The 23886-nt window shown below is 71.0% G+C and carries 26 protein-coding genes; 15 read left to right on the top strand and 11 right to left on the bottom strand.

The features are described from left to right. Nucleotides 1–73 precede the first annotated feature (73 nt). The 8 genes from polX to ABZ880_RS19345 all read left to right on the top strand — a co-directional run bounded on the left by polX (nt 74) and on the right by ABZ880_RS19345 (nt 7599). Nucleotides 74–1825: a DNA polymerase/3'-5' exonuclease PolX gene (gene polX, locus ABZ880_RS19380; RefSeq protein ID WP_361264042.1), complete on the top strand. Its 1752-nt coding sequence runs from the start codon at nt 74–76 to the stop codon at nt 1823–1825. Between the two features lie 83 nt (nt 1826–1908). Continuing rightward, nucleotides 1909–2160, top strand: a complete 252-nt coding sequence (locus ABZ880_RS19375) for a hypothetical protein (RefSeq protein ID WP_361264039.1) — start codon at nt 1909–1911, stop codon at nt 2158–2160. Further along, nucleotides 2157–2525 carry a helix-turn-helix domain-containing protein gene (locus ABZ880_RS19370; protein ID WP_361264036.1) on the top strand — a complete coding sequence of 123 codons (369 nt, stop codon included), beginning with the start codon at nt 2157–2159 and terminating at the stop codon, nt 2523–2525. The genes ABZ880_RS19375 and ABZ880_RS19370 overlap by 4 nt, the downstream gene beginning before the upstream one ends. Before the next feature lie 118 nt (nt 2526–2643). Then, nucleotides 2644–3153: a 2-oxo-4-hydroxy-4-carboxy-5-ureidoimidazoline decarboxylase gene (gene uraD / locus ABZ880_RS19365; RefSeq protein WP_361264033.1), complete on the top strand. Its 510-nt coding sequence runs from the start codon at nt 2644–2646 to the stop codon at nt 3151–3153. A gap of 15 nt (nt 3154–3168) precedes the next feature. Further along, entirely contained in the window at nt 3169–3558 is a 390-nt protein-coding gene (gene uraH / locus ABZ880_RS19360) for a hydroxyisourate hydrolase (RefSeq protein WP_361264030.1), read from the top strand. 7 nt (nt 3559–3565) lie between these two features. Continuing rightward, nucleotides 3566–4489 carry a factor-independent urate hydroxylase gene (pucL, locus tag ABZ880_RS19355; RefSeq protein ID WP_361264027.1) on the top strand — a complete coding sequence of 308 codons (924 nt, stop codon included), beginning with the start codon at nt 3566–3568 and terminating at the stop codon, nt 4487–4489. A gap of 115 nt (nt 4490–4604) precedes the next feature. Then, nucleotides 4605–5984, top strand: coding sequence for an 8-oxoguanine deaminase (locus ABZ880_RS19350; RefSeq protein ID WP_361264024.1), 1380 nt, complete (start codon nt 4605–4607; stop codon nt 5982–5984). A 250-nt stretch (nt 5985–6234) separates the two neighbouring features. Beyond that, a complete protein-coding gene (locus ABZ880_RS19345; RefSeq protein ID WP_361264021.1) occupies nt 6235–7599 on the top strand; it encodes a nucleobase:cation symporter-2 family protein in 1365 nt (454 codons plus the stop codon). On the opposite strand, the gene ABZ880_RS19340 is transcribed toward ABZ880_RS19345, so the two are convergent. Further along, a complete protein-coding gene (locus tag ABZ880_RS19340; protein ID WP_361264018.1) occupies nt 7584–8396 on the bottom strand; it encodes a chitosanase in 813 nt (270 codons plus the stop codon). The genes ABZ880_RS19345 and ABZ880_RS19340 overlap by 16 nt on opposite strands. Before the next feature lie 133 nt (nt 8397–8529). On the opposite strand from ABZ880_RS19340, the gene ABZ880_RS19335 reads away from it, so the two are divergent. Beyond that, the gene (locus tag ABZ880_RS19335) at nt 8530–9150 is read left to right on the top strand and encodes a TMEM175 family protein (protein WP_361264015.1); all 621 of its coding nucleotides are present in this window, start codon (nt 8530–8532) and stop codon (nt 9148–9150) included. Here the strand turns inward: ABZ880_RS19335 and ABZ880_RS19330 are convergent. Both ABZ880_RS19330 and ABZ880_RS19325 read right to left on the bottom strand, forming a co-directional pair. Continuing rightward, nucleotides 9104–9724: a 3'-5' exoribonuclease gene (locus ABZ880_RS19330; RefSeq protein WP_361264012.1), complete on the bottom strand. Its 621-nt coding sequence runs from the start codon at nt 9722–9724 to the stop codon at nt 9104–9106. The two genes, ABZ880_RS19335 and ABZ880_RS19330, sit on opposite strands and share 47 nt — an antisense overlap. A gap of 66 nt (nt 9725–9790) precedes the next feature. Continuing rightward, a complete protein-coding gene (locus tag ABZ880_RS19325; protein WP_361264009.1) occupies nt 9791–10588 on the bottom strand; it encodes a helix-turn-helix domain-containing protein in 798 nt (265 codons plus the stop codon). 96 nt (nt 10589–10684) lie between these two features. On the opposite strand from ABZ880_RS19325, the gene ABZ880_RS19320 reads away from it, so the two are divergent. Beyond that, nucleotides 10685–11542: an SDR family oxidoreductase gene (locus ABZ880_RS19320; protein WP_361264006.1), complete on the top strand. Its 858-nt coding sequence runs from the start codon at nt 10685–10687 to the stop codon at nt 11540–11542. Between the two features lie 16 nt (nt 11543–11558). Here the strand turns inward: ABZ880_RS19320 and ABZ880_RS19315 are convergent, their stop codons facing one another. Next, on the bottom strand, nt 11559–12998 hold the full coding sequence (locus ABZ880_RS19315; RefSeq protein WP_361264003.1) for an MFS transporter: 1440 nt from the start codon (nt 12996–12998) through the stop codon (nt 11559–11561). Nucleotides 12999–13099: 101 nt separating this feature from the next. On the opposite strand from ABZ880_RS19315, the gene ABZ880_RS19310 reads away from it, so the two are divergent. Further along, nucleotides 13100–13501, top strand: a complete 402-nt coding sequence (locus ABZ880_RS19310) for a helix-turn-helix domain-containing protein (protein WP_361264000.1) — start codon at nt 13100–13102, stop codon at nt 13499–13501. 28 nt (nt 13502–13529) lie between these two features. On the opposite strand, the gene ABZ880_RS19305 is transcribed toward ABZ880_RS19310, so the two are convergent. From ABZ880_RS19305 to ABZ880_RS19290, 4 genes are all read right to left on the bottom strand, one after another. After that, nucleotides 13530–13952, bottom strand: a complete 423-nt coding sequence (locus ABZ880_RS19305; RefSeq protein ID WP_361263997.1) for an acyl-CoA thioesterase — start codon at nt 13950–13952, stop codon at nt 13530–13532. An 80-nt stretch (nt 13953–14032) separates the two neighbouring features. Next, nucleotides 14033–14671: a hypothetical protein gene (locus ABZ880_RS19300; protein WP_361263995.1), complete on the bottom strand. Its 639-nt coding sequence runs from the start codon at nt 14669–14671 to the stop codon at nt 14033–14035. Between the two features lie 86 nt (nt 14672–14757). Continuing rightward, entirely contained in the window at nt 14758–15357 is a 600-nt protein-coding gene (locus ABZ880_RS19295; RefSeq protein WP_361263992.1) for a histidine phosphatase family protein, read from the bottom strand. 89 nt (nt 15358–15446) lie between these two features. Beyond that, nucleotides 15447–16655, bottom strand: coding sequence for a pyridoxal phosphate-dependent aminotransferase (locus tag ABZ880_RS19290; RefSeq protein WP_361263989.1), 1209 nt, complete (start codon nt 16653–16655; stop codon nt 15447–15449). An 87-nt stretch (nt 16656–16742) separates the two neighbouring features. On the opposite strand from ABZ880_RS19290, the gene ABZ880_RS19285 reads away from it, so the two are divergent. Beyond that, a complete protein-coding gene (locus ABZ880_RS19285) occupies nt 16743–17378 on the top strand; it encodes a helix-turn-helix domain-containing protein (RefSeq protein ID WP_361263986.1) in 636 nt (211 codons plus the stop codon). A gap of 69 nt (nt 17379–17447) precedes the next feature. On the opposite strand, the gene ABZ880_RS19280 is transcribed toward ABZ880_RS19285, so the two are convergent. The 3 genes from ABZ880_RS19280 to ABZ880_RS19270 are packed head-to-tail and all read right to left on the bottom strand — an operon-like array spanning nt 17448 to nt 21070. After that, nucleotides 17448–18251 (bottom strand): hypothetical protein, encoded by an 804-nt coding sequence (locus ABZ880_RS19280; RefSeq protein WP_361263983.1) that lies wholly within the window; start codon nt 18249–18251, stop codon nt 17448–17450. Beyond that, nucleotides 18251–19525 carry a VWA domain-containing protein gene (locus ABZ880_RS19275; protein ID WP_361263980.1) on the bottom strand — a complete coding sequence of 425 codons (1275 nt, stop codon included), beginning with the start codon at nt 19523–19525 and terminating at the stop codon, nt 18251–18253. Before ABZ880_RS19275 ends, ABZ880_RS19280 begins: the two co-directional genes overlap by 1 nt. A 9-nt stretch (nt 19526–19534) precedes the next feature. After that, complete coding sequence (locus tag ABZ880_RS19270; protein WP_361263977.1) at nt 19535–21070, bottom strand: IucA/IucC family protein; 1536 nt, start codon at nt 21068–21070, stop codon at nt 19535–19537. Nucleotides 21071–21163: 93 nt separating this feature from the next. Between ABZ880_RS19270 and ABZ880_RS19265 the strand changes: the two genes are divergently transcribed. Genes ABZ880_RS19265 through ABZ880_RS19255 form a run of 3 tightly spaced genes read left to right on the top strand, consistent with a single transcriptional unit; the run spans nt 21164 to nt 23876 of the window. Continuing rightward, nucleotides 21164–22663, top strand: a complete 1500-nt coding sequence (locus ABZ880_RS19265) for an IucA/IucC family protein (protein WP_361264290.1) — start codon at nt 21164–21166, stop codon at nt 22661–22663. Between the two features lie 23 nt (nt 22664–22686). Further along, a complete protein-coding gene (locus tag ABZ880_RS19260) occupies nt 22687–23592 on the top strand; it encodes a HipA family kinase (protein ID WP_361263975.1) in 906 nt (301 codons plus the stop codon). Beyond that, nucleotides 23589–23876 (top strand): Rdx family protein, encoded by a 288-nt coding sequence (locus ABZ880_RS19255; protein ID WP_351329152.1) that lies wholly within the window; start codon nt 23589–23591, stop codon nt 23874–23876. Before ABZ880_RS19260 ends, ABZ880_RS19255 begins: the two co-directional genes overlap by 4 nt. The last annotated feature ends 10 nt before the right edge of the window (nt 23877–23886 follow it).

The raw sequence follows: 23886 nt of genomic DNA, 5'->3' as shown, positions 1-23886 counted from the left end.
CCGCTCGGGGCGGCTGAGAGGCTCGGTTCCTCGCGGCCGACCTGATCCGCCGGCCAGGCCCTACTCTGAAGACGTGGCCCGGTCCAACGACGAGGTCGCCGCGTTGCTGCAGGAGTACGCGGACCTGATCTCGATCACCGGAGGAGACGCGTTCAAGGCACGCGTCTACGAGAAGGCTGCCCGGTCGGTCGGTGGCCACCACGCCGACGTCTCCACGCTCGATCTCAAGGGCCTTCAGCAGATTCCGAACGTCGGGAAGTCGATCGCCCAGAAGGTCCTCGAGTACTTCGACCACGGCAGCGTCTCCGCCGTCGAGGAGCTGCGCGCGAAGATCCCCGCCGGGGTTCGACGTCTCACGGCCATCCCCACGCTCGGCCCGAAGAAGGCCCTGACCGTGTACGAGGAGCTGGGCATCTCCTCCGTCGACGAACTCGCCGACGCCATCCACGAGGAACGGCTGCGCGACCTGAAGGGCTTCGGGCCGAAGACCGAGGAGAACATCCTCCACGGCATCGAACTCCTGCAGTCCTCCGGCGGCCGCGTCCAGCTCGACGTCGCCATGGACCTCGCCGACGACATCGTGGCTGCGCTGTCCGCGGTGCAGGGCTGCCTGCGGTGCGCGTACGCCGGGTCGCTGCGCCGGGTCCGCGAGACGATCGGTGACATCGACATCCTCGCCGCGGCGAGGAAGTCGGCGCCGGTCATGCAGGCGTTCACCGAGCTGCCGTACGTCACCGAGGTCATCGGACAGGGCGAGAAGAAGACCTCCGTACGCACCAGCAAGGGCCTCAACGTCGACCTGCGCGTCGTACCGCCGGACTCCTGGGGCGCGGCCCTGCAGTACTTCACCGGCTCCAAGGCGCACAACATCCGCACCCGCGAGCGGGCGGTGCACCACAAGCTCAAGCTCTCCGAGTACGGGCTCTTCGACGTCGAGAGCGGCGAGAAGATCGTCTCCGAGACCGAGGAGGAGGTGTACGCCCGCCTCGGCCTGCCCTGGATCCCGCCGACCCTGCGCGAGGACCGCGGGGAGATCGAGGCCGGGCTGCGCGACGAGCTGCCCGACCTGGTGACCGAGGCCGACCTCCGGGGCGATCTGCACACCCACACCGACCTCACCGACGGGCTCGCCACGCTGGAGGAGATGGCCGAGGCGGCCGCCGCGCGCGGCTACGCCTACTACGCGATCACCGACCACGCACCGGACATGGCCATGCAGCGCATGACCGACGAGCGGATGCTCGCCCAGCGCGAGCGCGTACGCGAGCTCGACGGCACCTACGCCACCCGCGGCAGACGCGGCGGCCTGCGGCTGCTGCACGGGACCGAGCTGAACATCGGCCCCGACGGCGAGGTGGACTGGCCGGAGGAGTTCCTCGCCGGCTTCGACCTGTGCGTGGCCTCGGTGCACTCGCACTTCAACCAGGACCGCAAGGCGCTGACCCGGCGCATCGTGCGGGCCTGCGAGAACCCGTACGTCAACGTCATCGGCCACCCCACCACCCGCATCATCGGCAAGCGCCCCGGCATCGACGCCGACCTGGACGCGGTCTTCGCCGCCTGCGCCCGCACCGGCACCGCCCTGGAGATCAACGCCCACCCGGACCGTCTCGACCTGCGCGACGAGGACATCCTGCGGGCCCGGCGCCACGGCGTGCGGTTCGCCGTGAACAGCGACGCCCACGCCGTCCCCCACCTGGCCAACATGCGCTACGGCATCGGCACGGCCCAGCGCGGCTGGCTCACCGGGGACGACGTGATCAACACGTGGCCGGAGCGGCGGCTGCAGACCTTCTTGCGCAAGGGGCGGCAGGCGCAGCCGTGACCGCGAGGCCGTGCCTGACCGGGAGGCGAAGCCGTAATCCACAGGGCCGCCCGAAAATGCGTACAGGGCGTTAGGTTGAGCGCGTGCGATTGAGAGTGGAGTTCACGACCGAGCCCTTCGATCTCGACGAGGCACCCGCGCACGCGCTGGTCGCCCGCGAGGTCGTCGAGGCGGCCGAGCTGGACGCGGTGGACGTCGGCCCGTTCGGCAACACGGCGGAGGGCGGGGCCGACGCCGTGCTCACCGCCGTGGACGCCCTGCTGCGCAAGAGCCTCGAGGCCGGTGCCACCCGGATCTCGCTGCAGGTCAACGTGATCGGGGAGGGCCAGGAGTGACCGGCACCGGCGACGAGCCCTTCATCACGGCCGTGAAGCCGCTGGTCGACGCCATGGGCGGCGAGATGCTCCCGCCCGACGAGGCCGGCCCCGACGACGTCGTGCTCTCCTGGGAGGGCGTCGACGCGGTCGCCGTACGTCTGCCTCAGCTCGCGGACTCCCTCGACCACATCCTGGCCGCCATGGAGCGCAAGCAGGGCAAGCCCCTGGCCGAGCTGGACCGCAAGTCCAAGCAGGAGGTCGTACGGATACTCGAGGCGCGCGGCGCCTTCTCCGTACGGCACGGCGTGGAGACCGTGGCGGGTGCGCTCGGCGTCAGCCGGTTCACGGTCTACAACTATCTGAACCGTGAGAAGGACAGCTGAGCGCCTCCGGGTTTGTTACCCCGAATTTTCAACAAAGTGTTGACGTGGCGTTGCGTCGAGGCGTTAGCTAACGGCAGCCCGTTCAGCACGAAGGCCCTTCGCGGCCACGGAGGCACCCGTGACTTCGACTTCCACGCCCCCGGGCCTGGCCCGGTTCAACGTTCTGGAGGAGCACGCGGCCTTCGCCGCCCTCCACGAGGCGTGCGCCGCCACGGCCTGGGCGAGGCGGCTGCTCGCCGCCCGCCCGTACGCCTCCGTGGACGACCTCTACGCGACCAGCGATGCCGCCATGGCCGAGCTGAGCGCCGAGGACCTGGCGGAGGCGATGGCCGGGCACCCGCCGATCGGCCGCCCCAAGCCGGGCGATCCGACCTCGGCGCGGGAGCAGCGCGGCATGGCCGGCGCCTCCGAGGAGCTCAAGGCGGAGATGCTCGAACTGAACCTGGCGTACCAGGACAGGTTCGGCCATGTCTTCCTGATCTGCGCCACCGGCCGGACCGGCGAGCAGATGCGCGACGCGGTCAAGGAGCGGATCGGGAACTCGCCGGAGCAGGAGCTGGAGATCGTCCGCACCGAGCTGGGCAAGATCAACCGCATCCGGCTGGCCCGACTCGTCGAAGACGACTGAAGAGGAACCCCGATCATGAGTACGAGCACCACCGCATCGGTGTCCACGCACATCCTGGACACCAGCCTCGGCCGCCCCGCCGAGGGCGTCGCCATCCAGCTCGCGGCCCGCAGTGGTCGCGACGCCGCATGGCAGGCGCTCGGCGGTTCCGCGACCGACGCGGACGGGCGGTGCAAGGACCTGCCGGCCCTGCCGGAGGGGACCACACACGTACGGCTCGACTTCGCGGTGGAGCCGTACTTCGAGAAGAAGCAAGCCGATGCGCAGCAGGACGCCCCCGCGAATCGGGACAGCGATGCGTTCTTTCCAGAGGTAGCGATCACCTTCGCCGTCAAGCCCGGCGAGCACTACCACGTACCGCTGCTGCTCAACCCGTTCGGCTACTCCGTTTACCGAGGGAGCTAGCAGACACATGCCCACGATCCTGGGACAGAACCAGTACGGCAAGGCCGAGAACCGAGTCGTAAAGATCACGCGGGACGGCGCCACCCACCACATCAAGGACCTGAACGTATCCGTGGCGCTGAGCGGCGACATGGACGAGGTCCACTACTCCGGCTCCAACGCCAATGTGCTGCCGACCGACACCACCAAGAACACGGTGTACGCGTTCGCCAAGGAGCACGGCATCGAGTCGGCCGAGCAGTTCGGCATCCACCTGGCGCGCCACTTCGTGACCTCGCAGGAGCCGATCAGGACCGCCCGGATCCGCATCGAGGAGTACGCCTGGGAGCGGATCGCGGCGTCCGACGCCAACTCCCAGTTCATCGGCGCGGACGAGGTCAAGCACTCGTTCGTGCGCAAGGGCCAGGAGACGCGGCTCACGCAGATCACCTACGACGGTTCGTCGTGGGAGGTCGTCTCCGGTCTCAAGGACCTCGTCGTGATGAACTCGACCAACTCCGAGTTCTGGGGCTACGTCAAGGACAAGTACACGACGCTCCAGGAGGCGTACGACCGCATCCTGGCCACCCAGGTCTCGGCCCGCTGGCGGTTCAACTGGACCGACGACGAGCAGCGGATGCCCAACTGGGAGAAGTCCTACGAGCAGACGAAGAAGCACATGCTCCAGGCCTTCGCCGAGACGTACTCCCTCTCGCTCCAGCAGACCCTGTACCAAATGGGTTCGCGCATCATCAACAACCGCAGCGAGATCGACGAGGTCCGCTTCTCGCTGCCGAACAAGCACCACTTCCTCGTCGACCTGGAGCCCTTCGGGCTGAAGAACGACAACGAGGTGTACTTCGCCGCCGACCGCCCGTACGGCCTGATCGAGGCGACCATCCTGCGGGACGGCTGCGAGCCGAGGATCCCCGTGGACCTGACGAACCTGTAGCAGTTCCTTCTCGGCACCCGCGGCCGGCGGGCCTCCTCGCCGGCCGCGGCACTCAAATTCCCCAGGGTCCTGCCGTGCCCTCACCACAAAGTCCATTGAGCGAAAAGGACGAATCATGGCAGCAGCCCAGCGCATCGTCATCGAGAACTGTTCGATCGCGACGGTCGACGCCGACGACACCGAGTACGCGAGCGGTTACGTCGTCATCGCCGGCAACCGCATCGAGTCGCTCGGCGCGGGCAAGGCCCCCGACGGCCTGGAGAACGTCGTACGCCGCATCGACGCCTCCGGCCACCTGGTGACCCCCGGCCTGGTCAACACCCACCACCACTTCTACCAGTGGATCACCCGGGGTCTGGCCACGGACCACAACCTGTTCAACTGGCTCGTCGCGCTGTACCCGACGTGGGCGCGCATCGACGAGCAGATGTGCTACTCGGCCGCCCAGGGCTCGCTGGGCATGATGGCCCGCGGCGGCGTCACCACCGCCATGGACCACCACTACGTCTTCCCGAAGGACTCCGGCGACCTGTCCGGCGCGATCATCCGCGCCGCCCGCGAGATGGGCGTCCGCTTCACCCTCGCCCGCGGCTCCATGGACCGCAGCGAGAAGGACGGCGGACTGCCCCCGGACTTCGCCGTCGAGACCCTCGAGGGCGCCCTCGCCGCGACCGAGGCGACCGTCAAGGAACACCACGACGCCTCCTTCGACGCGATGACCCAGGTGGCCGTCGCGCCCTGCTCGCCCTTCTCCGTCTCCACCGAACTCCTGCGGGAGGGCGCCGAGTTGGCCCGCCGCCTCGGGGTCCGCCTGCACACCCACGGCTCGGAGACCGTCGAGGAGGAGCAGTTCTGCAAGGAACTGTTCGGCATGGGCCCGACCGACTACTTCGAGTCCACCGGCTGGCTCGGCGAGGACGTGTGGATGGCGCACTGCGTCCACATGAACGACTCCGACATCGCCGCCTTCGCCCGTACGAAGACGGGCGTGGCCCACTGCCCCTCGTCCAACGCCCGTCTCGCGGCCGGCATCGCCCGCGTCCCCGACATGCTGGCGGCCGGCGTCCCGGTCGGCCTCGGCGTCGACGGCACCGCCTCCAACGAGTCCGGCGAGCTGCACACCGAACTGCGCAACGCCCTGCTCATCAACCGCCTCGGCGCCCACCGCGAGGCCGCCCTCAACGCCCGCCAGGCGCTGCGCCTCGGCACCTACGGCGGCGCCCAAGTCCTGGGCCGCGCACGCGAGATCGGCTCCCTGGAGCCCGGCAAGCTCGCCGACCTGGTGCTGTGGAAGCTGGACACCCTCGCCCACGCCTCCATCGCCGACCCGGTCACCGCACTGGTCTTCGGCGCGGCCGCCCCGGTCACCGCCTCCTTCGTCAACGGCCGCCAGATCGTCGAGGCGGGCCGCCTGCTGCACGTCGACGAGGACGCCATCGCCCGCTCCACGCGGGACGAGGCCCAGCGGCTCGCGCGGATCGCCGCGCAGGGCTGAGCACCGTACTCCCTTGTGACGTACGGCAATTGAAGATCTCCGGTCGAGGGGGACGGCCCTCGACCGGTGGCCGTGGACCCGAGCGGGGTCCATGGCGGCCGTCTCCGGGGCGTGCGCCCGACGCGTGCGCCCCGGAACGGTCTCCGAAGCCCTTTTTGTGGGGCTCCGTCCCCCGGTCCCGCACGACCGCGCACCACCTCCAAGAAACCCACGTCAGAGCCGACGTGTTAGCTGACCCGGAGGAACCGCCGTGACCGCCCACCCCGTCGACGAAAAACTCCCCGCACTCAAAATGGCCACCACCGGCCTCCAGCACGTGGCCGCCATGTACGCGGGAGTCGTCGCCCCACCCCTGATCGTCGGCGCGGCCATCGGCCTCTCCGCCACCGACCTGACCTTCCTCACCGGCGCCTGCCTGTTCACCGCCGGCCTCGCCACCTTCCTCCAGACCATCGGTATCTGGAAGATCGGCGCCCGACTGCCCTTCGTCAACGGCGTCACCTTCGCGGGCGTCGCCCCCATGACCGCCGTCGTCGCCTCCACCAAGGACAAGCACGACGCCCTGCCGATCATCTTCGGCGCGGTCATCGTCGCGGGCGTGCTCGGCTTCCTGGCCGCCCCCTTCTTCAGCAAGGCGGTCCGCTTCTTCCCACCGGTCGTCACCGGTACGGTCATCACGCTCATCGGCGTCTCGCTGCTGCCGGTCGCCTTCGGCTGGGCGCAGGGCCCCAACCCGGCGGCGGACGACTACGGTTCCACGACCAACCTCGGCCTCGCGGCCGCAACTCTCCTGATCGTGCTCGTACTTCGCCGCTTCACCCGCGGCTTCGTCAAGCAGATCGCCGTGCTGCTGGGCCTGGTCGCCGGCACGCTGGTCGCGATCCCGTTCGGCGTCACGGACTTCGGCCCGGTGGCGGACGCGGACGTCATCGGCTTCCCGACGCCGTTCCACTTCGGCGCACCACAGTTCCAGCTCGCCGCGATCCTCTCCCTCTGCGTGGTGATGGTGGTCTCGATGACCGAATCCACCGCGGACATGCTGGCGTTGGGCGAGATCGTCGAACGCCCCGCGGACGAGAAGACCATCGCGGCCGGCCTGCGCGCCGACACCCTCGGCTCGGCCCTCAGCCCCCTCTTCAACGGCTTCATGTGCAGCGCCTTCGCCCAGAACATCGGCCTGGTCGCCATGACACGCATCCGCAGCCGCTACGTCGTCGCCACCGGCGGCGGCTTCCTGGTCCTGATGGGCCTGTGCCCGATGGCCGCCTCCCTCATCGCCGTCGTACCGCGCCCGGTGCTCGGCGGCGCGGGCGTCGTCCTGTTCGGCTCGGTCGCGGCCAGCGGCATCCAGACCCTGGTCAAGGCGGGCCTGGACAAGGACAACAACGTCCTGATCGTCGCCGTGTCGCTCGCCGTCGGCATCATCCCGATCACCGCGCCGGACTTCTACCACGCCTTCCCCGAGACGGTGAGGATCGTCCTGGACTCCGGCATCTCGACGGGCTGCGTGGCGGCGGTGGCGCTGAACCTGGTCTTCAACCACCTCGGCAGGGGCAGGGACGCACAGGACGTCACCCACCCCATGGAGGCGGTCCCCGCTCAGCCGATCTCGTAACTGTCCCCGTACACCTTCCACTTGAGCGGAGTGTCGAGGTCGAGATTGCCCGCGGCGAGGAACACCCGCTGGGCCGTCTCGACCCGGCTGACGTCGCTGTGGGCGGTCTCCTGCTTCATCGCCCGCACCCGGGCGTCGAGGAAGGCGCTCAGATACGTCGTCTCGTCGCCGCCGTCGGCCGGGGTGTCCGCGTGCTTCAGCGCCCGCTTGCGGATCCCGCCGAAGCTCACGGCGTCCGTGCCGGGCCCGTGCATGACCATCGCGTCGTAGTACACGAACTGGCCGAGCGTGCCGAGACCGTCCCTCTCGGCGCGCTCGACGGCCGGATCGAAGTAGACACGGTCCCGCTCGTCGCGCTGTGCCCTGCGGAACGCGGACGTCTTCGCCGCCTGCCGCCAGGCCGCGGGGAAACCGGGGTCCAGCCCCTCGTGGCTGTCGGTTCCGTCGACCGCCCGCAGCGCGGGCAGACAGGCGGCCAGCGGGTTGTCCGCGTCCCGCTCCGTGTACAGCTCGACGAGCGCCAGCATGTCGCCCGTACCGGAACAGAAACCGACGATCCCGGCGGTGTAGCCGCGTCCGTCGCCGATGTCCTCGATGTACCTGTACTGCGCCTTCCAGTCCAGGGAGGAGTTCTCCGCGCTGCTGACCAACTGCATCGCGAGCTCCTTCTTGTCCGGGTCGGCGAGCCCGGCGGCGTCCGCCGCCTGCGCCGACGGCCCGGGCCTGGTCGTCAGCAACGCGGTGCCGAATGCGGCAAGCAGGGTGCGGCGGGCGGCTTTTCTGTGCAGGATCGGCACGTCATCTCCAATGCGGGCGCTGTGAAGGGCAGTCGAGACTGGCGCGCCAACTTGGGAAAGCCGTGGGGCGGCAGTAGGAAGTCACTGTGAGTCGACCGGTGCGTCACGGTGTGAGCCAACGGGGGAGTACGTCATGAACGAGTCGGGCCGTGTCGAGGCCTTCAGCGACGGTGTGTTCGCCATCGCCATCACCCTGCTCATCCTGGAGATCAAGGTCCCCGAGGTGGGCGAACACGGCGGCCTGTGGCACGCGCTGGGCGCACAATGGCCCTCGTACGCGGCCTATGTGGTGAGCTTCCTGGTCATCGGCATCATGTGGATCAACCACCATCAGGTGTTCAGCTACGTCGCCCGGATCGACCGCACGCTGATGTTCCTGAACCTGCTCGTCCTGATGGTGGTGGCCGCGGTGCCCTGGCCGACCGCGATGCTCGCCGAGTACCTGCGCGAGGACGCGGCCTCGCATGTGGCGGCCGCGGTCTACAGCCTGGTCATGGTCGTCATGGCGCTCACCTTCCAGGCCCTGTGGTGGCACCTGACCCGCACCGGCCACCTCTTCGACGACCGCGTCGACGTCCCGGCGGCGAGAGCCACCCGCGCGCGCTTCGCGCTGGGCTCCCTGGCCTACCCGGTCACGGTGGGCCTCGCCTTCGTCTCCGCACCACTCACCCTGGCCGCCCACGGCCTGATCGCCCTGTACTACGCCTTCAATCAGGTACCGGTGCCGACGCGTGAGGCCCCGGCCAGTTCATGAGGTTGGCGAGCAGCTCGGCCTGCTCGATCGCGTCGTCGAGCGCGTGGTGGGTGTGCCGGCGGTTCGACAGCAGATGCCGCGGCATGGTGCCCTTGGCGACCGCCCGCAGCGGCAGCCCCGACTTCGTCGCGCACAGCGTCTTCATGTCCAGACAGCCCGAGTGCCCGAAGGGGCTCACGCCGGTGAAGCGGATCAGGTACCAGTACAGGAACGTCCAGTCGTACGAGGCCGGGTAACCGCACATCACGGGCTGCGCGCCGGCGCCGACCTCCCGCACCCAGTCGGTGAACTCGGCGAGTGCGACGGCCGGTTCGGCACCCTCGGCCCTCAGCCGCTCCCGGTCGAGCCCGCTGACCGCGAGCGCCTCCGGCACGAACTCCTCGCTGATCGGCCGCAGTTCACGGTAGAAGGTCTGCTGCTCGGGATCGGCGGCGGTGAAACCGTCGACGTCCTGCGTCCCGGCGACCGCGGCACCGAGGCTCAGCATCGAGTACGGCCCGGGGATGGGACCGTCGGCCTCGATGTCGACGGAGATGTAGCGGCTGGGTTTGATGCGTCGTGTTCTTTCGGCCATGAGGGTGGAGCATCGCAGGTGGGCGGGGTGGCCCGCATCCGAGAATTGCTCCCGGTGGACGATATTTCAGCTCCGGCGGATCGCCTGGCAGGGCGTTGCCTGCGGCAGGCGGCCCGTGAAGTACGAGCGGGGCGGTACGCCCATCAGGGTGCGGAAGTCGGTCGTCATGTGGGACTGGTCGTAGTACCCGGTGGCCGCGGCCAGTTCGGCCCAGGGACGGGTCGCGGCGTGGTCCAGCACCGTGCGGACGCGGTTGATGCGGGCGTAGTGCTTGGGGGAGAGGCCGACGCCCTCGGCGAACAGGTTGCGCAACTGCCGCTCGCTGACGGCGAGTTGGCGGGCCACGTCGACGACCTGGGCGGGCGCACGGCCGGTGCGGACCGACATGGCGTTGACGCCCGCGCGCACCAGCTCGGTGCGTGAAGGGTCCGCGGCGGCCGCGAGCAGCTCGGGGAGCATGTCCGTGAGATGGGCGAGGGCCTTCTCGGACTCCAACCGCCGTAGCGCGTCGGCCAGTTGGCGGGCGGACGGGGCCGGAAGCTCTGCCAGTTGCACCGCACGGCCGACGAGGTCGACGGCCGGAATGCCGAGCAGTGGGCGGACGGTGCCGGGCGCGAGCCGCAGCTCCAGGCAGGATGCTCGCCGTTTGCCCCGGTGGTAGGAGGCGCGGGCGCGCGGGCCGACGACCAGGGCGCTGCGGACGCCGTGTTCCCCGGTGCGGACGACGACTTTGGTGGCGGCCTCCGGGAGATGGACGAAGGGCTCCGACGGCACGTCACCGACCCACAGGGACCCGATGCCCGCGATCCACGGGCGCAGCACCTCGGGCGTGGGCAGGACCTCACGGGACACGGCGTACGTCACCTCTCCACGGTAAGCGCGCCGCACGGCCGCCCGGGCCGCCGAACCGTGCCGGAATTTCCAAGAGTTCCGGGCCCTCGCCCGCCCACCGTTGACGACATGATCCTCGTGACGGGTGCCACGGGCACCATCGGCAGTGAAGTCGTACGAGAGCTTGCGGCGCGCGGTGAGAAGGTCCGTGCCCTGAGCCGGGAGCCGGCGCAGGCGCGGGTGCCGTCCGGAGTGGAGGCCGTGCCGGGGCACCACCGCGACCGGGCTTCGGTCGAGGCCGCGATGGCGGGCGTGGAAGCCGCCTACCTGGTGGGCGTGTTCGGGCCGGACGACGCCGAGCACGACCGAGGTCTGGTCGAGGCGGCGCGGGCCGCGGGCGTACGGCGGATCGTGAAGCTCTCCGCGATCGGCACCGGCGACCCCCGCCTCGGCGTGTTCGGGACCTGGCATCTGCCCGGCGAAAAGGCCGTGCGGGCGAGCGGCCTGGAGTGGACGGTCCTGCGTCCGTCCGCCTTCGCCTCCAACACCCTGAGCTGGGTCACGGCGGTCCGCGAGGGCACGTCCGCGCCGAACATGATGGGCGACGGCAGACAGGGTGTGGTGGACCCGCGGGATGTGGCCGAGATCGCGGTGGCCGCGCTGCTCGACCCGGGGCATGCGGGGCGCACGTACACCCTGACCGGTCCCGAGACGCTCAGCGCCCACGAGCAGGCCGCCGTCCTCGGCGAGGTCCTCGGCCGCCCGGTGCCGCTCCACGACCTCTCACCGGAGGAACGCCGTGAGCAGCTGCTCGCGGCCGGCCTGAGCGAGACCTATGCGGACGGCCTCATGATCACCGCCCGGTTCATCCACGAGGGCGGCAACGACGTCGTCACCGAGGACGTGCCGGAGGTGCTGGGGCGGCCGGCGGGGACGTACCGGGAGTGGGCCGAGGACCACCGGGACGCCTTCGCGCCGGCCGGCTGAGACCTGGCGGCGGCCGTCAGTCACGTACCGGCTCGGTACGGGTCCTGAGCACGGCCGCCGCCAGCACCAGCGACCCCGCCGCGACCAGTGCCGCCACCCGGAACGCCAGCTGATACCCCTCCGCCGTGGCCGGCACCAGCTGCGCACCCCGGCCGAGCAGCCCCTCGGTGTGGCTCGCCGCCAGCGTCGACAGCGTGGCGAGGCCCAGTGAACCTCCCACCACCTGCGTGGTGTTGAACAACCCGGACGCCAGCCCGGCGTCCTCCTCCCGCGCCCCCGACATGGCGAGCCCGGTCAGCGGGGGCATCGCGGCCGCGAACCCGGCGGCCAGCAGGAGCATCGCAGGCAGCACGTCGGTGACGTACGAGCCGTGCACGGGAGCCCGGCTCAGCAGCGCCATCCCGCCGGTGATCAGCACGAGTCCGGCGAGCAGCACCCGGTACGCCCCGAAGCGGCCGATCGCCCGCGCCGACAGGCTCATCATGAGGACACCGATCGCGACGGGCGCGGGCAGGAAGGCGAAGCCGGTCGCCAACTCGCCGAAGCCCAGGACACGTTGGATGTAGAGCACGCCGATGAACTGGAAGCCGTACATCGTCGCGATCATCAGGATCTGCACGCTGTTCGCGCCCGTGAGCAGACGGGATCGGAACAACCTCGGCCGCAGCAGCGGGTGGGCGATCCGGGCCTGGCGGACGGCGAAGGCCGCAAAGAGGGTGAGGGCGAGCGCGGCCAGGAGCAGCGTCGCAGCGAGGCCGCGGTCGCCGGAGCCGACGATGACGTACACCGTGAGCATCAGCGCGGCGGTCACCAGCGCCGCCCCCGGGTAGTCGGCCCCGCTGCCGAGTCCGGCGCCGCGCTCCGGAGCCAGCACCCGGACCGCCGCCAGCCAGGCGACGATGCCGATCGGCAGGTTGATCAGGAAGATCCAGTGCCAGCTCAGGGCCTCGGTGAGCGCCCCGCCGAGGAAGGTGCCCAGCGTCGCGCCCACCGAGCCGACCGCACTGAACACGGCGATGGCGCGCGCCTGTTCGCGCGGCTCGGGGAAGAGCGCCACCAGCATGCCGAGCACCACCGCCGAGGCCATCGCACCGCCGACGCCCTGCACGGCCCGTGCGGCGATCAGCAGGCCCTGGCTGTTCGCCGTCCCGCACAGCACGGACGCCACGGTGAAGACGGCGAGCCCGGCCGTGAACATCCGTTTGCGGCCCAGCAGGTCGCCCAGCCGCCCGATCAGCAGGAGCAGCCCGCCGAACGGGATCAGGTAGGCGTTGACGACCCAGGCCAGTCCGGCCGGGCTGAAGCCGAGGTCGCTCTGGATGGCGGGCATCGCCACGGTGACGATGGAGCCGTCCAGGATCGTCATCAGTGCCCCCGCGCACAGCACGACGAGGGACGCCCGGCGGGAGTACGTTCGATGAGCCGTTCGTGTCGGTGACTCGATGAGGGCCGTCATGGCGGCATGGCCTCCGCAATCTCCGTAGGAACCATAGGTGCACGACTTGTAACGGAGTACATCGTGAGTGACCATGGAGAGCGGCGTAAGGAGGCAGTCCGATGTCCCAGAGGAACACCGGTGTTACCGCGCAGGTCGTGAACGCGCACGCGTGCCCGGTCCGTGAAGTTCTTGACAGGGTCTCCGGGAAGTGGAGCGTGCAGATCCTCGTGGCCGCCGCCCACGGACCCATCCGCTTCACCGAACTCGAGCGCAGCATCGAGGGCATCAGCCGCCGCATGCTGACCCTCACCCTGCGCAACCTGGAGCGCGACGGCCTCGTCATCCGCACCGTCCACCCGACGGTCCCGCCGAAGGTCGAGTACGAACTGACGCCGGTGGCCCGCGAGTTGCACGAGACGCTGCAGCGCCTGACCGACTGGGCCGAGCGCAACCGCGTCTACATCGCCGAGTCCCGCGCGGCCTACGACACCGAGCACCAGCCGGAGTTGACCGACGCGTAGGGCGGCCCGCAGGGGGACGCCCGCACGGTCAGAGCCCGAACAGCTGCGGCTCGTCCGTCAGCGCCCGGAAGCAGCCCTGCGGGTCGGTCACCAGCCGGCGCTCCGTGAGGTCCATCAGCCCGCCGACCGACACGACTTCGGCGGAGACCGTGCCGTCCGTCTTCCGTATGGTCTGCAGGACCCGGAATGTCTTGCCCTCGCCCCACTCGAAGGCACACGTCACGTCGACCTGGTCGCCCGCGCGCAGCTCCCGCGCATAGCGGATCGTCGTCTCCAGGACCACCGGCCCGACCCCTTTGCCGATCAGCTCGGACTGGCCGATGCCGGCGGCCTGGAGCATGGACCAGCGGGCGTGCTCCGAGTACTGCAGATACACGCTCTGGTTGAGGTGGCCGAGGGCGTCGGTCTCATATCCGCGGACGGTCACCGGGACGGAAAACGGCTCGCTCACTGCGTTCCCTTCTCGTACTGGACTCTCGTGCCGGATGCAACGAATGCCGGATGCAACGACCTCCGATCTTGGCATGCCCATCACGTCCGGCGCGGGGAGGCCAGTAGATACCGCGTACCTGTGCGCGGCTCCGCGTACTCGCCCACCTGCCAGCCCGACCGCTCCAGCGTCAGCGAGCAGGCCCGCCGTCCCGCGGCCGTCGGCTCGTGCACGGCGACGGCCTCCGGCTGCGGGGTCGCACGCACCCGGTAGCCGTCCGACGGGTCCGGCCCGGCGGGGCGGTGGCCGGCCGCCTCCAGGGCGAGCGCGGCGGCCTGCACCAGATGCGCGCGCTCCCACCCGCACGGGCGGTCCGTCGCCCCGTCCGGATTGGTCATCCGGCGCAGCTCCAGCAGCCCCTGCCAGGCACTGTGCACCTCGCGGGTACGCGCGGGGCCGTCACCCGCGGCCTCCTCCTCACCGCCGACGCGCGCGGCGAACACACCGCCGCCGGCGGGTCGTTCGGGCTCGGGAGGCGTCCCCGTCTCCGGCTCGACGGCCTCCCGTATGCGATGCCCGGCCGGCGTCAGGAAGTGATCGTGCGGCGGCCGCGGATGCCGAAAGGCGAGCCCCCGCCTGACCAGCGCCGCGAGCTGAGCCTCCGTACCCCGCAGGCGCCCGGTGACGGGATCGGCGGCGTCGATGACACGCCGCTGGGCGGCGGTCGGCGGTCGCGTCACGGCGTGCTCCTCCCCGTCGTCGAGCCCCTCTCCCACCTGCTTCGAAGGCTACGGCGAGGGTCTGACAACCGGCCTCGACCCCTGGGTCACGCCCCGGGCCGAATGTTCCACCCGGCGATCACATGCCGCCCGTGCTCCGTCCCCAGCCGGCACAACGTCCCGGTCGCCAGCTGGAACAGCGCACCGCCCGACGCCGGCAGCCCGAGCCGCCGCGCGGTCAGGACCCGCAGGAAATGACCGTGTGCCACCAGCACCACGCACCCCTCGGTGTTCGCGTGCGCCGCGTCCACCTTGGCGAGCATCCGGTCCGCGCGCTCCCCGACCTGCTCCGGAGTCTCGCCGGGGTGTTCCGGCGGCCCGGGTGCGACCCCGTCCGTGAACAGGAACCAGCCCGGCCGGGTGCGCTGGATCTCGACGGTCGTGCTGCCCTCGTAGCCGCCGTAGTCCCACTCCCGCAGATCCACGTCGACCCGCACCTCGTGCAGCCCGATCAGCTCCGCGGTCTCCCGTGCCCGCTGCGACGGGCTGACGAACGCGGCCCCTATCCGGTGCGAGCGGATCAGCGGCACCAGCCCCCGCGCCTCCTCCCGCCCGCGCTCGGTCAGCGGAACGTCGGTCCACCCGGTGTGCCGCCCGGACCGCGACCACTCGGTCTCACCGTGCCGGACGAGAAAGAGATCACCCATGACTCCAGGCTAGGGCCGGGCTGGTGCTTCCCGCCTGCCCTGTGACGCCTGACCGGCCCTGGAGCCGGACCCGCCCGCGCCCGGTGCCCCTACTGCCGATAACCGCTCAGGAACCGCCCGATCCGCCCGATCGCCGCCTCCAGGTCGTCCGCGTGGGGGAGGGTGAGGATGCGGAAGTGGTCGGGGGTGGGCCAGTTGAAGCCCGTGCCCTGGACCACCTGGATCTTCTCCCGGAGCAGCAGGTCCAGGACGAACTTCTCGTCGTCGTGGATCTTGTGCACCTTGGGGTCGATGCGCGGGAACGCGTACAGCGCGCCCTTCGGCTTCACGCAGGACACCCCGGGGATCTCGTTCAGCTTCTCCCAGGCCACATTGCGCTGTTCGTACAGCCGGCCGCCCGGCGTGGTCAGGTCGCGGATCGACTGGCGGCCGCCGAGCGCGGCCTGGATGGCGTACTGGGCGGGTGCGTTGGCGCACAGCCGCATGGAGGCCAGCATGGTCAGGCCCTCCAGGTAGTTGCGCGCGTGCTGCTTCGGACCGGTCACGACCAGCCAGCCCGAGCGGAAGCCCGCCACCCGGTAGGTCTTGGACAGGCCGCAGAAGGTGAGGACGACCAGGTCGGGGGCGAGGGCCGCGGTGGAGTGGTGGACCGCGTCGTCGTAGAGGATCTGGTCGTAGATCTCGTCGGCGAAGACCATCAGGCCGTGCCGGCGGGCGAGGTCGAGGATGCCCTCGACGATCTCCTTGGGGTAGACCGCGCCGGTGGGGTTGTTCGGGTTGATGATGACCACGGCCTTGGTGCGGTCCGTGATCTTCGAGGCCATGTCGGCCAGGTCCGGGTACCAGTCGGCCTGTTCGTCGCAGAGGTAGTGAACGGCCTTGCCCCCGGCGAGCGTTGTCACCGCCGTCCACAGGGGGAAGTCCGGGGCGGGGATGAGGATCTCGTCGCCGTCCTCGATCAGCGCCTGTACGGCCATCGAGACGAGTTCGGAGACGCCGTTGCCGAGGAAGACGTCGTCGACGTCGACCTCCAGGCCGAGCGTCTGGTAGCGCTGGGCGACGGCACGGCGGGCGGAGAGGATGCCGCGCGAGTCGGTGTAGCCGTGCGCCTGCGGGAGCATCCGGATCATGTCCTGGAGGATCTCCTCCGGCGCCTCGAAGCCGAAGGCCGCCGGGTTGCCGGTGTTCAGGCGCAGCACGCTGTGGCCCGCCTCCTCCAGCGCGTTGGCGTGCTCGATCACCGGACCGCGGATCTCGTAACAGACCTCGCTGAGCTTGCTCGACTGCCGGAACTCCATGCTCGCTCGCCCCTCCGCTTTCGTGTGTTGCTTGGTTTTACCAAGTTCGAGCTTGGAAAGTCCAACAACTTGTCTAGACTGCGTCGCATGTCACGACGCCGAAGCTACGACCAGTACTGTTCCGCCGCCCGCGCCCTCGATCTCGTGGGCGACCGCTGGACCCTGCTGATCGTCCGCGAGCTGCTGGCCGGTCCCCGCCGCTACACGGACCTGCACGCGGACCTGCCGGGCGTGAGCACGGACGTGCTCGCCTCGCGGCTGAAGGACATGGAGCGGGACGGGCTGAGCACCCGGCGCCGGCTGCCGCCGCCGGGCGCGGCGTACGTCTACGAACTGACCGCACGGGGGCGGGAGTTGCTGCCCGTGCTGCAGGCCCTGAGCGTGTGGGGACGGGCCGAGCTGGGCGAGCGGCGGCCCACGGACGCGCTGCGGGCGCACTGGTTCGCGCTGCCGCTGCTGCGCTCGCTGGAGGGTTCCGAGGGGGAGGGGCTCGTCGAAGTGCGGCTGGAGGAAGGAGACTTCCATCTGTACGTCGGTGCGCAGGACGGACCCGTGTACGGCGACGGGCCCGCTCCCCGCGAACCCGACGCCCGCCTCGTCCTGGACGCCGACACCTGTACGGCCGTCAGCCGTGGGGAGTTGACTCTGGCCGACGCGGTGCGGGGCGGGCGTATCGAGGTGAGCGGAGAGGGCACCTTGGCCAAAGCCCTCCTGGAGGCATGAACCGGAAACCTGAACCGGAGGCATGAAAAGGCCCGCCGCACCCAGGCGCGGCGGGCCTTTGACGATCCGTCAGGCTACCGGCGGCACCCGTGACGGCCGTCCGGTCCCGCGCGTCAGCGTGTAGCCGCCGATCCCGGCGAGCGCGGCCAGCACCGCGCCCACCGCGGTCCACACCCACCGGTCCGACCACCAGCCGGATGTCCAGCCGCCGTCGGGCTCCAGGCCGGCGAGCACCGCCTCCTTGGTCGAATCCTCTTCCTGGGACTCGGCCATGACGCCGATGCCCGGCACCAGCGGCTTCGCCAGCGAACCGTCCACCGCCGCCGAGCCGCCGATGTCCTTGGAGTCGACCTGGACCGAGGTGCTCACCGGCTGGCCGAGGTCGGCCGCGGCCAGGTTCACCACGGTCAGCCGGATGTAGTACGTGCCCGGCAGCGGGTCGTTCGCCCACTGCTCCGACCAGGCGCGCACGGTACGCAGCGTGCAGGACAGCTCGACCGAGGCGGTGCCCTGGGCCGCGGTGCGCGTCTGCGCCCCGTACTGGCAGGCCTGCCGGCGCCGCAGACCGTCGTAGACGTCGATCTGCCAGGTCTGCGAGCCGTGCGTCCCGGGCAGCTTCACCGTCGCCCGGACGGTGGGCCGCTGCCCGGCGTCGGCGGGGAAGGACCAGTACAGGTAGTCGCCCGTGGAGCCGCTCGCCGTGGCCTGCTGCCCCTGCTCGACCTCGGTCGCCGTACGGAACGACGTACCGGCCGAGGTCGGCGCGCTGTCGTCCGAGGAAGCGGAGGGCGAGGGCGAGGAGTCGGCGACGGCCGGGGAGACGGCCAGCCCGAACAGCAGCGCCGCCGCGCCCAACACACGTGTGATCCGCATCAGTTGGTCCTCCAGACCGCGATCCGCCAGCGCGACACCCAGCCCCAGAGCACACCGGCGAGGAAGCCGACCAGCACCAGTGCGCCGAGCAGCCACCAGCCGCGCCCGAGGCCGAAGGAGGCCACGTCGCTCGAGTGCGAGGGACCGTCGACCACGTCCACGGTCAGCTCCAGCGGCAGACCCGGCGTGGTCTTCACGCCGGAGGCCGCCGAGAAGGAGTTGGTGACCTGGAGGCAGACGGTTTCCGCGGCCGGCTTGTCGCTGTCGTCGTCGTCCCGTTCGGGTTTCGCGTAGCGCAGCCCGGTGGAGACGACGTCCGTTCGCCCGTTGCCCGCGGCCTCCCCGCGGACGATCTCACGGCCGTGCACGGTGACGGCCCGCAGCAGCGTCCCGTAGTCGGGGTGGACGGACCGGTCGGCCGCCACGCTCACCGAGGCGCGCAGTTCCTGACCCGCCATGACCTCCACGCGGTACCAGCGTGCCTGGCCGAACTCCTCGCGGTCCGTGTACAGACCGGACTTCAGCGTCGGCGCGTCCGTGCACTGCGCGGCGCCCTCGGTGGCCACCGGCGTCACCACCGGGTCGGCCGCGCGGTCCACCAACTGGTTGACCTTGTCGGTGAGTTCGTCGGCGTGCTCGACGGACGTGTAGGTGCCGCCGGTCGCCTCGGCGATGCAGCTGAGCTGCTTGCGCATCTTGGTGTTCGGGACCAGGCCGAGCGTGTCGATCGTCATCCCGATGCCCTTGGCGGCGATCTCGCGGGCCACCTCGCACGGGTCGAGCGGGGCGCAGGTGTCCTCGCCGTCGCTGATCAGCACGATCCGCTTGGAGCCGTCGCCGCCCTCCAGGTCGTCGGCCGCCTTCAGCAGGGCGGGGCCGATCGGCGTCCAGCCGGTGGGCGAGAGGGTCGCCACCGCGGTCTTCGCCTCGGTGCGGTCCAGCGTGCTGACCGGGTAGAGCTGCGCGGTGTCCTTGCAGCCCGTCTTCTGGTCGTTGCCCGCGTAGTTGGCGCCGAGCGTGCGGATGCCGAGCTGGACCTCCTCGGGCGTCGCGTCGAGGACCTCGTTGAACGCCTGCTTCGCGGCCGCCATCCGGGTGCCGCCGTCGATGTCCCGGGTCCGCATGGAACCGCTGACGTCGAGCACGAGATCGACCTTCGGGGTGGCCTCGCCCGTGGGTTCGCCGGCGCTCGCCGCGGCCGGGAACGCGAGCCCGGCCGCCAGGGCGGCAAGCAGGGCGCACACTCCTGCCGCCAGCCGTTGTGTTCTGATCATCGGCGGATCTTATTGATCAGATGCGCCGGGCTCCAAAACGAACCGTCGGACCAAGGGGTTGGGCAGCTGTGCCCACTGGTCCCCGGGCGTCCCCGGCGACATCCGCATCAGCGTCAACGCCTTGGTGGGCAGCGGCTCTTCGACCAGTGCGACCAGATCGGGGGTGCGCGGCAGATCCCGTACGGCCGTCTCCAGTGCTTCTCGAAGTGCCGTCGCCGAACCCGCGGTACCCGCGAGGGCGCCCGCGACCAGCGACCCGAACAGCTTGCGTCGCAGCGTCGTTTCGTCGTCCGTGACGATCCGTCCGGACAGCTCCGGCACCGGGATGCCGTGCCCGGTCAGCCGGGCCGGGCTGACCCGGATGTCGGCGAGGTCGCGGTAGACCAGCCGTAGCGGGGCACCCGTCCGCGACAGGACGACGAGGAGGTTCTGGCCGTGCGCCTCGAGGGCCACACCCAGTTCCAGCAGGCGCAGGCCGACGGCGAGAGTGAGGCGGGTGAACTCGGCGAGCCAGTCAGGGGATTCGGGCAGCAAGGTGGTCGCGAGTGCGGCCACCGGCACGACCCGTTCGCCGCTGTCCGTGGCCGCGTACGTCTGCGGCGACTCCCGCAGTACGGCGGCCAGATCGGGCGAGTCGGCCGTGGCCGCGCCGAGCGTGCGGGTGACGTGCAACAGGCCGTCCGAGCGTGCGGCCAGCGACTCCGCGAAGGCCGACAGGGTCGCCGACAGCCCGATCGAGTAGACCGAGATGTCCCGCACCGAGGACGTCAGCCGGGCGCTCAGCGCGGTCTTGACGTGCGGCCCGCCGGGCACCGCGAGCGTGCGCAGTGACATCAGCGGATGCGCGGCGAATCCGTCCTCGCACGTCCGCTTGAGCACGTGCGCCGCCTGCCACGGATGCACGGGCAGCAACAGCCGCCCGCCATCGCGCAGTTCGTCCGGCCATGCTCCCGTCACCAGGCACTCCTCCGCCCGCACCGGCAGCGTCCCGAGCGTCACCAGCGGGCGGTGCTCGGGCCCGTAGGCGAGTTGCTCGTCCACCGAGAAGCCGGGCCGGGAACGGCAGCCCGGGTGGTACGGATGCCCGTCGACCACCCGCTGCTCCCACTGCCAGTCGGCCGACGGCCACCTGTTCGCGTGGCCCTCCTGCCCGGCCCGCGACAGCGCCAACGACGCGACGCTGTGTCCGAGTTCGGCCGCGAAGTCCGCACAGTGCGGGACGGCGAGGTCGGTCATCAGCCGCGCCGGATGGTCGTACGCCACGCCGTTGAGGTGTACGGCGGTGACGTACGCGGCGGTGGCGTAGGGGTCCGGCGTCGGCCCGTGCAGCCGGCGGCCGTCCCGCAGCCGCAGGGCGAGCCCCTCCCGGCCCGGCTGCCGGCCGGTGATCCACGGCAGGGGTTCGTGGGCGAGCGCCCGCCACAGCCGGGTCAGCACGGCCGCCCGGGCGCCGGGCAGCTCGGCCGCGTACCGCTCCAGAAGGCCGGGGCGTACGGCGGCGAGCTCGTCGGCGACCTCGGCCTCCGCGGGGTGGGGACGGTGCACGGGCGGGCTCCTCGGGTACGAGTAGGGCGTCACGCACGGGAGGTGACGGCATACATACTGATCGTCTCCGCCCGAACGGACCTCAGGGAACGAGTGGATCGCGTGGTTCTCATCCCCCCGCATGCCGGTGCCGACGCCGCCGTCCGCGCCGACGCGTACGCGTCGGCGCCGCTCCTCAACTGTCTGCTGCGCGAGGTGGCGGAGCCACTCGGGCAGAGCGCAGCGCGCCGGACCTACCGGCTGCCCGGCGTCGACCGGCTGCTGCGGGTGCGCGGCGAACGGCGGCCCGCCGAGCCCGAGGTGTACGCGGCGGGCCACTGGCACCACATCGGCCACACCGAGCTCGTCAAGCTCGTCTCCGAGGAACTGCGCCGCCACACCGGCCTGTCCAACCACGAGCTGCCCGCCGAGATGATCGACAGCCGGGACGCGGTGGCCGCGCTGCTCACCGCGCGCGCCCGGGCGACGGCGCCCGAGGACCCGTATCTCCGCTCCGAGCAGTCCCTGATCACCGGGCACCCCTACCACCCGGCGCCCAAGGCACGCGGCGGCGGCCCGGTGGCCGGCTGGCTGCCGTACGCCCCCGAGGCGCACGCCCGCTTCCCGCTGGTGCTGCTCGGCGTGCGCGAGGACACGGTCGTCGAGGAGGGCGACACCTCCGCGCTCGACGCGCTCGGCGAGGCCCCGCCCGGCTACCGGCTGCTGCCCGCCCACCCCTGGCAGCTGGGGCTCGTCGACCTGAAGGAGGCCTTCGCGGACGGGCGGCTCGTACGGCTCGGCACCACCGACTTCGACGCCTGGCCGACGGCCGCCATCCGCACCCTGTACGCCCCCGGGCGCGACCTGTTCCTGAAGTTCAGCCTCGACGTCCGCATCACCAACGACATCCGCCGGCTGTGGCGCCACGACCTGCTGAAACTCCGCCGGACGGACACGGCGGTCAGGTCGGCCTTCGCCGCCGTGCCGGGCCCGGCGGCCTGGCTGAGCGACCGCGGCTACCGCACCGCCGATTTCGCCTTCGAGGAACTCGCCGTCCTGGTCCGCGACGGACTCCACGGCCACCTGCTGCCCGGCGCGACCCCACTGCTCGCCGCGGGCCTGGTGGAAGGCTTCGACGGCTCCCCGCTCGACCGCACGGCCGACCCGGCGGGCTGGTGGGAGGCGTACCTGAAGACGGTCGTACCCCCGGCTCTGACGGCCTTCGCGGACCACGGCGTCGTAGTGGAGGCGCATCTGCAGAACACGCTGGTCGCGGTCGATGCCGACGGCCTGCCCGTGCAGGCGCTGTTCCGGGACGCGGAGGGCGTGAAACTGCTGGCGGAGGTGTCCCGGGAGGCCGGCTGGGAGCGGCTGGTGTACTGCCTGGTCGTCAACCACCTCGCCGAGATCGCCGCGGCCCTGGCCGAACGCCGGCCGGGCCTCGACCCCTGGCCCGCCGCCCGCCGCGAGCTCTCCCGCCACGACCTCCCCGAGATCGCCGCCCTGCTCACCTCCCCGACCCTCCCCGGCAAGACCAACCTCCTGCTGCGCTGGACCGGCGCGGACGGCGCGGACGCCCGCTACCTGCCCCTGCCGAACCCCCTGGCGAGCTGACCGGCTGACATACCCTGGCGGGTGTGCTGCGCGATGTGACTGCTGTTCGATACGTGACCCCGCTGCGGTCCGGCGGCTCCGTGCCCGGAGTCGTCGAGGCCGACGACCTGGGCACGTACGTCGTGAAGTTCACCGGCTCCGCGCAGGGCCGCAAGGCGCTGGTCGCCGAGGTGATCGTCGGTGAGCTGGCCCGCGCGCTCGGACTGCGCTTCCCCGAACTGGTCCTGGTCCACTTCGACCCGGCGATCGCCGACAGCGAGCCGCACCAGGAGGTACGGGAACTCCACGCCGCCAGCAACGGCCTCAACCTCGGCATGGACTATCTGCCGGGCGCGAGGGACTTCACGCCGGAGGTGGCCGAGAGCTTCCCGGTGGACCCGGTGGAGGCGGGCCGGATCGTCTGGCTCGACGCGCTGACGGCGAACGTCGACCGCACGGTCCACAGCTCGAACCTGATGATCTGGCCGACGCTCGGCGTCGCACCCCCGCGCCTGTGGCTCATCGACCACGGTGCGGCCCTCGTCTTCCACCACCGCTGGGACGGCTCCGACCCCGAGAAGGCCTACGACTTCCGGCACCACGCCCTCGGCCACTACGCGCCGGACGTGCGCGCGGCCGACGCCGAACTGGCGCCGAGGGTGACGACGGAGCTGCTGCGGGAGATCGTCGCGGAGGTCCCCGACGCCTGGCTCACCGACTTCGCCTCGCCGGACGAGGCCCGCGCGGCGTACGTCGACCACCTCCACGCGCGCGTGCAGGCCTCCGCGGCCTGGCTGCCCACCGACTTCCCCACCCGGGAGGAACTCGCCGCCGAGGAGGCCCTCCGGGCGGCGCGCACACAGGAAGGCCGGCCGAAGTGGCTGAAGCGGGTCCCCGACCTGCACGGCAAGCCGGCCGCGGAACAGGATTGGTCGGTGCACCTCGGATGACGGAAGCTTCAGTGGGCGAGCGGCGGGTCGAGATCGAGTACTGCACCCAGTGCCGCTGGCTGCCCCGCGCGGCCTGGCTGGCGCAGGAACTGCTCACCACCTTCGAGGCGGAGCTGTCCGAACTGGCGCTGAAGCCGGGCAAGGGCGGAATCTTCGTCGTCCGCGTCGACGACGAGGTGGTCTGGGACCGCAAGGAACAGGGCTTCCCGGAGCCCACGGCCGTCAAGCAGGCCGTACGCGACCGAGTGGCCCCGGGAAAGTCCCTGGGCCACTCGGACAAGTGAACTGCCTTCG

This window comes from Streptomyces sp. NPDC047043, from assembly GCF_040644055.1.
Classification (GTDB): Bacteria; Actinomycetota; Actinomycetes; order Streptomycetales; family Streptomycetaceae; genus Streptomyces.
Note: the sequence above shows the minus strand (reverse complement) of the source record. Positions and strands in the feature narration are given on the sequence as shown.

Coding starts and splice junctions, on each gene's coding strand:
- pucL (WP_361264027.1), top strand. CDS start 3,566: ATGCCCACGATCCTGGGACAGAACCAGTACGGCAAGGCCGAGAACCGA.
- ABZ880_RS19295 (WP_361263992.1), bottom strand. CDS start 15,357: ATGGGTGATCTCTTTCTCGTCCGGCACGGTGAGACCGAGTGGTCGCGG.
- uraH (WP_361264030.1), top strand. CDS start 3,169: ATGAGTACGAGCACCACCGCATCGGTGTCCACGCACATCCTGGACACC.
- ABZ880_RS19315 (WP_361264003.1), bottom strand. CDS start 12,998: ATGACGGCCCTCATCGAGTCACCGACACGAACGGCTCATCGAACGTAC.
- ABZ880_RS19335 (WP_361264015.1), top strand. CDS start 8,530: ATGAACGAGTCGGGCCGTGTCGAGGCCTTCAGCGACGGTGTGTTCGCC.
- ABZ880_RS19330 (WP_361264012.1), bottom strand. CDS start 9,724: ATGGCCGAAAGAACACGACGCATCAAACCCAGCCGCTACATCTCCGTC.
- ABZ880_RS19320 (WP_361264006.1), top strand. CDS start 10,685: ATGATCCTCGTGACGGGTGCCACGGGCACCATCGGCAGTGAAGTCGTA.
- ABZ880_RS19290 (WP_361263989.1), bottom strand. CDS start 16,655: ATGGAGTTCCGGCAGTCGAGCAAGCTCAGCGAGGTCTGTTACGAGATC.
- ABZ880_RS19275 (WP_361263980.1), bottom strand. CDS start 19,525: ATGATCAGAACACAACGGCTGGCGGCAGGAGTGTGCGCCCTGCTTGCC.
- ABZ880_RS19350 (WP_361264024.1), top strand. CDS start 4,605: ATGGCAGCAGCCCAGCGCATCGTCATCGAGAACTGTTCGATCGCGACG.
- ABZ880_RS19280 (WP_361263983.1), bottom strand. CDS start 18,251: ATGCGGATCACACGTGTGTTGGGCGCGGCGGCGCTGCTGTTCGGGCTG.
- ABZ880_RS19285 (WP_361263986.1), top strand. CDS start 16,743: ATGTCACGACGCCGAAGCTACGACCAGTACTGTTCCGCCGCCCGCGCC.
- ABZ880_RS19310 (WP_361264000.1), top strand. CDS start 13,100: ATGTCCCAGAGGAACACCGGTGTTACCGCGCAGGTCGTGAACGCGCAC.
- ABZ880_RS19255 (WP_351329152.1), top strand. CDS start 23,589: ATGACGGAAGCTTCAGTGGGCGAGCGGCGGGTCGAGATCGAGTACTGC.